10 protein-coding genes are annotated in these 10,313 nt (G+C 70.7%); 5 read left to right on the top strand and 5 right to left on the bottom strand.

The genetic code is table 11. The features are described from left to right. The first annotated feature begins 16 nt into the window (after positions 1-16). A complete protein-coding gene (locus ABD205_RS00360; protein ID WP_344041231.1) occupies positions 17-1,207 on the top strand; it encodes a sensor histidine kinase in 1,191 nt (396 codons plus the stop codon). Next, on the top strand, positions 1,204-1,881 hold the full coding sequence (locus ABD205_RS00365) for a response regulator (RefSeq protein WP_344041233.1): 678 nt from the start codon (positions 1,204-1,206) through the stop codon (positions 1,879-1,881). Before ABD205_RS00360 ends, ABD205_RS00365 begins: the two co-directional genes overlap by 4 nt. Before the next feature lie 48 nt (positions 1,882-1,929). On the opposite strand, the gene ABD205_RS00370 is transcribed toward ABD205_RS00365, so the two are convergent. From ABD205_RS00370 to mshA, 3 genes are all read right to left on the bottom strand, one after another. Then, positions 1,930-2,895, bottom strand: a complete 966-nt coding sequence (locus tag ABD205_RS00370) for a DMT family transporter (protein WP_344041235.1) — start codon at positions 2,893-2,895, stop codon at positions 1,930-1,932. A 94-nt stretch (positions 2,896-2,989) separates the two neighbouring features. After that, positions 2,990-3,505 (bottom strand): type III secretion system chaperone family protein, encoded by a 516-nt coding sequence (locus ABD205_RS00375; RefSeq protein ID WP_344041237.1) that lies wholly within the window; start codon positions 3,503-3,505, stop codon positions 2,990-2,992. Further along, on the bottom strand, positions 3,502-4,761 hold the full coding sequence (gene mshA / locus ABD205_RS00380; protein WP_425572772.1) for a D-inositol-3-phosphate glycosyltransferase: 1,260 nt from the start codon (positions 4,759-4,761) through the stop codon (positions 3,502-3,504). Before mshA ends, ABD205_RS00375 begins: the two co-directional genes overlap by 4 nt. A gap of 135 nt (positions 4,762-4,896) precedes the next feature. Between mshA and ABD205_RS00385 the strand changes: the two genes are divergently transcribed. Further along, positions 4,897-5,646: an SDR family NAD(P)-dependent oxidoreductase gene (locus ABD205_RS00385; RefSeq protein ID WP_344041239.1), complete on the top strand. Its 750-nt coding sequence runs from the start codon at positions 4,897-4,899 to the stop codon at positions 5,644-5,646. Positions 5,647-5,704: 58 nt separating this feature from the next. Continuing rightward, positions 5,705-6,394 carry an aspartate/glutamate racemase family protein gene (locus tag ABD205_RS00390; RefSeq protein ID WP_344041241.1) on the top strand — a complete coding sequence of 230 codons (690 nt, stop codon included), beginning with the start codon at positions 5,705-5,707 and terminating at the stop codon, positions 6,392-6,394. Positions 6,395-6,439: 45 nt separating this feature from the next. On the opposite strand, the gene ABD205_RS00395 is transcribed toward ABD205_RS00390, so the two are convergent. Together ABD205_RS00395 and ABD205_RS00400 are read right to left on the bottom strand one after the other, a co-directional pair. After that, on the bottom strand, positions 6,440-7,729 hold the full coding sequence (locus tag ABD205_RS00395) for a protealysin inhibitor emfourin (RefSeq protein ID WP_344041243.1): 1,290 nt from the start codon (positions 7,727-7,729) through the stop codon (positions 6,440-6,442). A gap of 81 nt (positions 7,730-7,810) precedes the next feature. After that, positions 7,811-8,275 carry a PPOX class F420-dependent oxidoreductase gene (locus ABD205_RS00400; protein ID WP_344041245.1) on the bottom strand — a complete coding sequence of 155 codons (465 nt, stop codon included), beginning with the start codon at positions 8,273-8,275 and terminating at the stop codon, positions 7,811-7,813. A 102-nt stretch (positions 8,276-8,377) separates the two neighbouring features. Here ABD205_RS00400 and typA point away from each other — a divergent pair, with 102 nt between their 5' ends. Continuing rightward, entirely contained in the window at positions 8,378-10,267 is a 1,890-nt protein-coding gene (typA, locus tag ABD205_RS00405; RefSeq protein ID WP_344041247.1) for a translational GTPase TypA, read from the top strand. Positions 10,268-10,313 lie beyond the last annotated feature (46 nt).

The raw sequence follows: 10,313 nt of genomic DNA on the forward strand, positions 1-10,313 counted from the left end.
GCCTAGTCTTGTCAGTGTGAACCCGACGACGCAGGCGTTCCTCGCCGCGCTGCTCGGGGCCGTCGTCGCCGGTGCGGCCATGCTCGCATGGCACATCAGCGACCGCCAGCAGCACCATGTGCCGCTCACCGCGGCCCCGGCAGTGCCGCCAGAGGTCGCCACGGTGCTCTCCGTGCTGCGCAGCAGTGCGGTCATCGTCGACGACGAGGACGTCGTGGTGAAGGCGAGCGCACCGGCGTACGCGCTGGGGCTTGTCCGAGGCAGCTCGCTGCTCTCCGCCGAGCTCGCCGACCTGGTCAGGCTCGTACGACGGGACGGGCAGATCCGTGAGACCGAGCTGGTCATGCGGCGGTCCGGCGTACCCGCTCGTCACGTGACCGCCCGCATCGCCCCCCTCGGCTCCCGCCTCGTGCTGGCGCTCGTCGAGGACCGCACCCGCGAGCGCCGGGTCGAGGCCGTCCGCCGCGACTTCGTGGCCAACGTCAGCCACGAGCTCAAGACACCCGTCGGCGCCATCCGCGTGCTCGCCGACGCGGTCGCCGAGGCCGCCGAGGACCCCGTCGCCGTCAAGCGCTTCGCCGGCCGCATGCTCATCGAGAGCGACCGGCTGACCCAGCTCGTGCAGCAGATCATCGAGCTGTCCCGCCTGCAGGGTGACGAGCCGCTCGAGGCGCCCGTCGCCGTCGACGTCGACGAGGTCATCTCGGCCGCGGTCGACACGGTCGAGGTCGACGCGGCGGGCAAGCACATCTCGGTCGTCACGGGCGGCACGAAGGGTCTCTTCGTCTTCGGCAACGAGGACCAGGTCGCCGCCGCGGTCACCAACCTGGTCTCGAACGCCGTCGGCTACTCCGACCCGGGCTCGAGCGTGTCGGTCACCGCCAAGGCCGACGGTGGCGCTGTCGAGATCTCGGTCGTCGACCAGGGCATCGGCATCCCGCAGGACGAGCTCGACCGGATCTTCGAGCGCTTCTACCGCGTCGACCCTGCCCGCCACCGCTCCACCGGCGGCACCGGCCTGGGTCTGTCCATCGTGAAGCACGTCGCCGCCACCCATGGTGGCGAGGTGCGGGTCTGGTCCGTCGAGGGCCAGGGCTCCACGTTCACCCTCACACTCCCGCAACACCTGTCGCCGGAGAACGCACGGCTCGTGCCGGCCCACGGCTCCGTGGACGCGGCATCACCCAACAAGGAGGACCGCCCGTGACCCGGGTACTCGTCGTCGAGGATGAGGAGAGCTACAGCGAGGCGCTCTCCTACATGCTCCGCAAGGAAGGCTTCGAGGTCGCCATCGCCGAGAACGGCGATGACGCGCTCAAGGAGTTCGACCGCAACGGCGCCGACATCGTGCTGCTCGACCTCATGCTCCCGGGGATCCCCGGCACCGAGGTGTGCCGCCAGATCCGCTCCACCTCGTCGGTGCCGGTCATCATGGTCAGCGCCAAGGACGACGAGGTCGACAAGGTCGTCGGCCTCGAGCTCGGCGCCGACGACTACGTCACGAAGCCCTACTCCCCCCGCGAGCTCGTCGCGCGCATCCGCGCGGTCCTGCGGCGCGGGACCGAGCCCGACCTGGCACCCGCGACACTCGAGGCCGGCCCGGTGCGGATGGACGTCGAGCGGCACGTCGTCACGGTCGACGGCAACGAGCAGCGACTCCCGCTCAAGGAGTTCGAGCTGCTCGAGATGTTCCTGCGCAACCCCGGCCGGGTGCTGACCCGCGGCCAGCTCATCGACCGGGTGTGGGGCAGCGACTACGTCGGTGACACCAAGACGCTCGACGTCCACGTCAAGCGGCTGCGCGCCAAGCTCGAGCCGGACCCGGGCGAGCCGAAGTACCTCGTCACCGTCCGCGGCCTGGGCTACAAGCTCGACCTCTGACCACTCGCCGAGACGTCAATCCCCACGGTCCGAGACGTCGATCCGATCCTATGAACGGGTCCCGATTGACGTCTCGGACCGATCGGATTGACGTCTCGGGCCGTTTGGATTGACGGCTCGGCGGCGGCGGGCGATCGCGACACCGACCAGGGCGACGGCCCCGCCGAGGTAGGCGAGGGTCGGCGGCGTCTCGCCGAGCAGCGCCCAGGCGAGCGCGATGGAGATGACGGGGACGACGTACGTCGAGATGCCGAGCCGCGACGCCGAGATGTGCTGCAGCGCGTAGCCGTAGGTCGTGAACGCGATGGCGGTCGGGAACACGCCGAGGTAGACGAGCCACAGGATCTCGGAGGTCGAGGCAGCACGCAGGTCGCCGACGAGCTGGCCGATCCACGGCAGCATCACGATCGCGCCGATGCCGCAGGCGAGCCAGGTGAGGTGGACGGCCGCGTAGCGGGAGGCGAGGGGCTTCTGCAGCACCAGGGACGCCGAGTACGCCGCCACCGGGATGAGGCAGAGCAGGACGCCGACGATCGAGCGGTCGCCCGAGGAGTCGCCCGAGGCGAACCCGATGATCGCGACGCCGGCGAAGGCGAGCCCCAGCCCGATGCCGAGCTGCGGGGTGAAGCTCTCGCTCAGGAAGACCGCGGCGAGGACCGCGATCACGATCGGCGAGAGCTGCAGGATCATCGACGCGGTGCCGGCGTCGACGGTGCGCTCACCGGCGTTGAGGGCCAGCATGTAGACGGCGTACCAGAGCACGCCGATCGCCACGATCACCCGCCAGTCCGCGGCGGACGGGCGCGGCAGCGGCCGACGCCGCAGCGCGACCACGGAGAGGCACGCGGCGCCGACCAGCATGCGGCCGAGCGCCATCGCGCCCGGGTGGAACGCGTCGGCGAGGTGCCGGATGGCGACGAACGCCGAGGCCCAGAGCACGAGGGTCGTGGACACGGCCGCGACGGGTAGCCACGTCCGGGTGAGCGGTGGGCCGTCGGTCGTCGTACTCGTCACGACGCAAGCCTAGGGAGACGAGGGGGCGTCGGTCGCGCGGGTATCGGACACAGCACCGAGACATCCCGCCAAAGGCCGGCGGGCCAGGGCCGCGTCAGCGCTCGAGCCAGCCGCGGAAGGCCTCGAGGTTCTTCGTCGACTCCCCGCGCAGGTTGCGCCACTCCCACTCCTTGCGGATCGAGGTGGCGAAACCGAGCTCCAGGATCGTGTTGAAGGACTCGTCGGCGTAGGTGAGCACCGAGCCGAGGAGCCGGTCGAGCTCGTGTGGAGTGACCGCACTCAGCGGGAGTCGCCCGTCGAGGTAGATGTCTCCGTGGTGGTCGAGCGCGAAGGCCACGCCGTAGAGACGCAGGTTCTTCTCGAGGAGCCAGCGGTAGACGGCCTCGAAGTTCTCGTCAGGCCGACGGCAGACGAACGCGTGCACCCCCAGCGCGTGCCGGCCGACGTCGACGCGCACCGCGGTCTGCAGCTTGCGCTCCCCGGGCAGCGAGAACGAGAAGGTGGTCTCCCCCGTCTCCGAGGCGGCCTCGGTGAACTCGATGCCGCTCTCGGTCAGGTGATCGCGTACGGCCTCCGCCGGGCTGCCACCCGGAGCCGGCACCGTGCTCATGCCACTCCCTCGCGCATGATCGAGCGGGCGTTCTCGTAGACCTCCAGGGTCCGGGCCGCGGTCATCTCCCAGGAGAACGACCGGGCCTGCTCGAGGGCGCCGGCCTCCAGGGTGATGCGGAGCTGCTCGTCGAGCACCACGCGTGCGAGCGCCTCGGCCCAGCGCTCCGGGTCGTGACCGTCGACCAGCAGCCCGCTCTCGCCGTGCCGGACGGCGGTGGTGAGCCCGCCGACCGCGGCGGCGACGACGGGCGTGCCGGTGGCCTGGGCCTCGATCGCCACCAGCCCGAACGACTCGTTGTACGAGGGCACGGCGACCAGCGTCGCGGCGGCGTACCACTGCGCGAGCTCGGCCTGGGACACCGGAGGCACGAACCGCACCACGTCCGAGATGTCGAGCTCGGCGGCCAGCGCGGCGAGCGACTCGGGCCGGTCGAGGCCGGAGCCAGACGGACCGCCGACGACCGGGACGACGAGACGTCCCCGCAGTGCCGGGAGCCGGTGCAGCAGCACCGCGACCGCGCGCAGGAGCACGTCGGGCGCCTTGAGCGGCTGGATGCGACCGGCGAACAGCAGCACCGCGGCGTCCTGCGGCAGCCCGAGTGCGGCGCGGGCGCTGTGCTTGTCGAGCGGGCGGAAGAGCGAGAGGTCGACGCCCGGATGGACGACCTGGACCCGGCTCGGCGCGGCGTCGTAGAGGTCGATGAGCTGGCGCGCCTCGAGGTCGGTGTTCGCGACCAGCACGTCGGCCGCCTCGACCACCTGCTCCTCGCCGATGACGCGCGCGACCGGCTCCGGGGTGTCACCCTCGGCGAGCGCGTCGTTCTTGACCTTCGCCATCGTGTGCATCGAGTGCACCAGCGGGACGCCCCAGCGGTCGCGGGCCAGCGCACCGACCTGCCCGGAGAGCCAGTAGTGACTGTGGACCACGTCGTAGTAGCCGAGCGGGTGGGCGGCCTCGGCGCGCAGCACCTCACGCGCGAACGTGCACAGCTGGCCGGGCAGCTCGCCCTTCGTCAGGCCCTCGAACGGACCGGCGTGGACGTGATGCACCCGTACGCCGTCCTGGGCATCGACGACCTGCGGCAACCGCGACGACGTGGCGCGGGTGAAGACGTCGACCTCGACACCCTGGCCGACCAGCTGCTTGGCGAGCTCGAGCACGTAGACGTTCATGCCGCCTGCGTCGCCGGTGCCTGGCTGGTCGAGCGGGGACGTGTGCAGACTGATCATCGCCAGACGCCTGATCGTCTCCACGCTGCGACCTCCTCCTGCTCGGACCACTCCGGGACGCACAACCGCGCCGGTACCCGATGCATTCCCTGAGGCATTCGCGAGGGCATTCCCCGGTCGGCGAGCCCGCGGTCGGCGGCAGGTGGTGGTTGGTGAAGAATGACCGCCATGAGGACTGCGGTGGTGACGGGTGCGAGCAGCGGTATCGGTGCGGCGACCGCGCGACGGCTCGCGGAGGCCGGCTTCCACGTCTTCCTCGCTGCGCGTCGCGTCGACCGGATCGAGGCGCTGGCCTCCGAGATCGGCGGCACGGCGGTCGCCACGGACGTGACCTCCACCGACTCGGTCGCCGCCCTGGCAGCGGCGGTCGGACCCCGGCTCGACGTACTCGTCAACAACGCCGGCGGCGCCTTCGGCTCCTCGTCGGTCGCGGAGGCGGAAGCCGAGGACTGGCGCCAGATGTACGAGGTCAACGTCATCGGCCTCATGCAGGTCACCCGCGCGCTGCTCCCGGCGCTGCTCGCCTCAGGGGCGGGCGCGATCGTGAACGTCGGCTCGACCGCCGGCCGGATCGCGTACGAGGGCGGGGCCGGCTACACCGCCGCGAAGCACGGCACCCAGGTCGTCACCGAGACGCTGCGTCTGGAGCTGTGGGACCAGCCGGTGCGGGTCATGGAGATCGCGCCGGGCATGGTGAAGACCGACGAGTTCGCGCTGGTCCGTTTCGGCGGCGATGCCGACAAGGCGGCGGCGGTCTACCAGGGCGTCGAGGAGCCGCTCGTCGCGGACGACATCGCCGACGCGATCGCCTGGATGGTGACCCGGCCCGCGCACGTCAACATCGACTCGTTGGTGATCAAGCCGCGCGCGCAGGCCGCCCAGCACAAGGTGCACCGGGTCACCGACTGAGCTGCGAGCGCCGTCGAGGATTCCTCCGGGCGCCGGATCCGGTGCCAGACTGCCGGGCATGCAGACGATCGGACTCGTCGGCGGGATGAGCTGGGAGAGCAGCGCCGCCTACTACGAGGGTCTCAACAAGGGAGTGCAGGAGCGGCTCGGGGGTCTCCACTCCGCCAAGCTCGCCATGTCGTCGGTCGACCTGGCCGAGCTCACCGACCTCCAGGACAAGGGCGACTGGGACGCCGTCGCCGCGATCCTGGCCGAGGCCGCGCGCGGTGTCGTCGCGGCTGGTGCCGACTTCGTCCTGCTCTGCAGCACGACGTTCCACATCGTCTACGACAAGGTCGCGGCCGCGGTCGACGTGCCCGTGCTGCACCTCGCCGACATCCTGGCCGACAAGTGCCGCGCGATGGGCGTCGGCACCGTCGGCTTCATCGGCACGAAGTACACGATGGAGAACACGTTCTTCGCCGAGCGGATCGCCGACCACGGTCTCGACGTGAACCTGCCGGACCCGCTGCACATCGACACCGTCGACTCGATCATCTACGACGAGCTGGTGTTCCGGAAGGTCAACCCGAGCTCGCGCAAGCGGCTGCTGACCATCGTCGACGAGCTGTGGGACAGCGGCGTCAGCGCGGTGCTCCTCGGTGCGTCGGAGCTCTCCCTGCTCGTGCGCCCGCAGGATGTCGACGTGCCGGTGCTCGACGTCATCACCGTGCACGTCGAGGCGGCGCTCGACCGCGCCCTCGCCTGACGGGTCGACGCCTCGCCGCCGAGTCGGCGTGCCGCCCGCGCCGTCTCACCGCAAGATGAGCTCCGCGATCCGGCGCAGGTCGGCGGTGAGGTGCTGCTCCGGCACCCGGCACCGGTCGCCACACAGGTCGAAGTCGTAGACGAACCGGTCCGCGCCCGCCGAACCTCCCGGCACGCTCGCGACGTCGACGCGTGTCACCAGGAGGCGAAGCTCCTCAGCGCGGTCGTCGTCGCCGTCGAGGTCGACCGCACCCTCACTGCTCAGTCCGGCGAAGCCGCCCGTACGCCGCACGGCGACCGTCGTGCTGTTGGAGGACTGCGCGGGGCTCGCCCCGGACGGGATGCTCCCACCGACTCCGACCGACTCCCAGGCGTGGGAGACAACGTCGGCGTGCTCCCCGGCCGCCGCCACGGTCGCGGCCGCGAAGGCGGCGAAGTCGGTGTCGGGGCCGACCTGGCCGCCGGTCAGGGCGGCGTACCAGATCCGGCCCGCGCCGTCCCAGGAGGTGCCGCCGACGGCGGTCGCCGCTAGCTGGAAGGCGCGGTTGGGGATGCCGGAGTTGGTGTGCACCCCGCCGTTGTCGTCGGCGGTGTCGACGTAGTCGTCCATGTGCCCGACCTGAGGGTCCTTGCCGAGACGAGGGTCGTCGTACGCCGTGCCCGGGTGCGCCATGTCGCGTAGGGCCCGCGCCTGCACGCCGGGCAGGAAGAGACCCTGGCCGATCAGCCAGTCGGCCTCCTCGACCCGCTGGCCGAGCAGACGCTGCTTCAGGCAGGAGCCGAAGACGTCCGACAGCGACTCGTTGAGCGCACCCGACTGTCCGTGGTAGGTCAGCCCCGCGCTGTGCTCGGTGACCGCGTGCGTGAACTCGTGGCCGAGCACGTCGACCGGCATCGTGAAGCGCCCGAAGATCTCGCCGTCACCATCGCCGAACACGAGTTGGGTGCCGTCCCAGTAGGCGTTGTCGTAGCCCTGCTCGTAGTGGACGCTCAGGCTCACGCCCGCACCCTTGCCGTCGTAGGAGCTGCGTCCGTAGACCTCGGCGTACAGCGCGAGCGACCCCGTGATGCCGTACGCCGCCTCGTCGACCGCCGCGTCACCCGACTCCGGGTCGCCCGCCGACCGGACCACGTCGCCGGGCAGGGCGCTGGTGTTGTGGGAGGTGTGGACGACCCAGGCGGCTGCGCCGACGGCCGGCATCGGCGCCGGGCGCGGGCCGGCGGCCCGAGCGGCGCGCAGCGCGCGGTCACGTGCGACGAGCTCCGGTGGCTGGATCCGCTCGATCAGGTAGGGCGGGATGAACTGACAGTGCTGGTGATGGTCCCGAGAGGTCATGGGCCCAGCATGCCCCGGGACGCCGACAGTCGGCTCGGCCCGACGTACGAGCTGTGGATAAGCGGCCGACGGGAGTGAGGGTCAGTCCGGCATCCGGTCCGCCGGGAAGCCGCCGGTCGCGACGGGGCCCCACCGGTCGATCGTGATCCGGATCAGCGACTTGCCCTGCTGGCGCATCGCGGCTCGGTACTCGTCCCAGTCGGGATGCTCCCCGGAGATGCAGCGGAAGTAGTCCACGAGCGCGTCCTCGGCCTCCGGCATGTCGAGGACCTCGGCCACCCCGTCGACCTGCACCCACGGGTCCTCGAACCCGTCGGAGATCACCAGCACCGAGGCCTCCGGGTGACGGCGCAGGTTGACCGCCTTGGCCCGATCCGGGTACGTCGACACGACGAGCCGGCCGGACCCGTCGACGCCGCCTGTGACCGGCGAGAGCTGCGGCCGCCCGTCGGCCCGGGTCGTGACGAGCACCCAGCTGTGCCGGCCGCGCACGAAGTCGAGCAGCTCGTCGCGGGTGACGCGGGTCGTGGTCGCGATCCTCGGCATGGTCCATCCTACGTCGCTCGGCCGCTCCGAGGATGCGGGCCGCCTGCCGTCGCGCCGATAGGATCCGTTGGTATCCCCTGACGAGAGACGAGTGGCTTCCGCATGTCCGAGACCCAGCAGGCCAACCTGCGCAACGTCGCCATCGTGGCGCACGTCGACCACGGCAAGACCACGCTGGTCGACGCCATGCTGCGCCAGGGCGGTGCCTTCAGCGCGCACCAGGCCGAGTCCGTCGCCGACCGCGTCATGGACTCCGGTGACCTCGAGCGCGAGAAGGGCATCACGATCCTCGCGAAGAACACCGCGATCCACTACAACGGTGCTGCCGCCCCCGAGGGCATGACGATCAACATCATCGACACCCCCGGCCACGCCGACTTCGGCGGCGAGGTCGAGCGCGGCCTGTCGATGGTCGACGGCATCGTCCTCCTCGTCGACGCCTCCGAGGGCCCGCTCCCGCAGACCCGGTTCGTGCTCCGCAAGGCGCTCAACGCCAACATGCCCGTCGTGCTGGTCGTCAACAAGGTCGACCGCCCCGACGCGCGGATCGACGAGGTCGTCGACGAGACCTACGAGCTGTTCATGGACCTGCTCGACGACAGCCACTCCCACGACGCGCTCGACTTCCCGGTCGTCTACGCCTCGGGCAAGGCCGGCATCGCAGCCCTGGAGAAGCCCGACAACGGCTCCCTCCCGGCCGGCGACAACCTCGAGCCGCTCTTCCAGACGATCCTCGACACCATCCCCGCCCCGACCTACCGCGAGGGTGCGCCCCTGCAGGCCCACGTCACCAACCTCGACGCCTCTCCGTTCCTCGGCCGGCTCGCGCTGATCCGCATCCACGCCGGTGAGCTGCGCAAGGGCGAGACCGTCGCCTGGATGAAGGCCGACGGCACCGTCAAGAACGTCAAGATCACCGAGCTCCTCATCACCGAGGGCCTCGACCGGGTGCCCGGCGACTACGCCGGCCCGGGCGACATCGTCGCGATCGCCGGCATCCCCGACATCATGATCGGCGAGACGCTCGCCGACCCCGAGAACCCGATCGCTCTGCCGCTCATCACGGTCGACGAGCCGGCGATCTCCATGACCATCGGCACCAACACCTCGCCGCTGGTCGGCAAGGTGAAGGGCAGCAAGGTCACCGCGCGCATGGTCAAGGACCGCCTCGACACCGAGCTCATCGGCAACGTGTCGCTGCGCGTGCTCCCCACCGAGCGTCCCGACGCCTGGGAGGTCCAGGGCCGAGGCGAGCTCGCGCTGGCGATCCTCGTCGAGCAGATGCGTCGCGAGGGCTACGAGCTGACCGTCGGCAAGCCGCAGGTCGTCACCCGCGAGATCGACGGCAAGGTGCACGAGCCCGTCGAGCGGCTGACCATCGACGCGCCCGAGGAGTTCCTCGGCTCGATCACCGAGCTGATGGCCACCCGCAAGGGCCGCATGGAGAACATGACGAACCACGGCACCGGCTGGGTGCGGATGGAGTTCGTCGTCCCGGCCCGCGGCCTGATCGGCTTCCGGACCGACTTCCTCACGCTGACCCGCGGCACCGGCATGTCGTCCTCGATCTCCGACGGCTACATGCCGTGGGCGGGCGAGATCCGTGCGCGCAACAACGGTTCGCTGGTTGCCGACCGCGCGGGTGCGGCGACGGCGTACGCCATGACCTCGATCCAGGAGCGCGGCACCCTCTTCGTGGAGCCCTCCACCGAGGTCTACGAGGGCATGATCGTCGGCGAGAACTCCCGCGCCGACGACATGGACGTCAACATCACCCGCGAGAAGCAGCAGACCAACATCCGGTCGGCGACGTCGGACAACTTCGAGAAGCTCATCCCGCCGCGGAAGCTCTCGCTCGAGCAGTGCCTGGAGTTCTGCCGGGACGACGAGTGTGTGGAGGTGACGCCCGAGATGGTGCGCATCCGCAAGGTGATCCTCGACGCCAACGAGCGCGCGAAGATCGCCTCGAGGCACCGCAAGGCCAACAAGTAGGACCGAGTCGGCGCATCCTGACGCCTGAGAAACGCCGAGTCGGCGC

The organism is Nocardioides panacihumi (genome assembly GCF_039530925.1).
Taxonomy (GTDB): domain Bacteria; phylum Actinomycetota; class Actinomycetes; order Propionibacteriales; family Nocardioidaceae; genus Nocardioides; species Nocardioides panacihumi.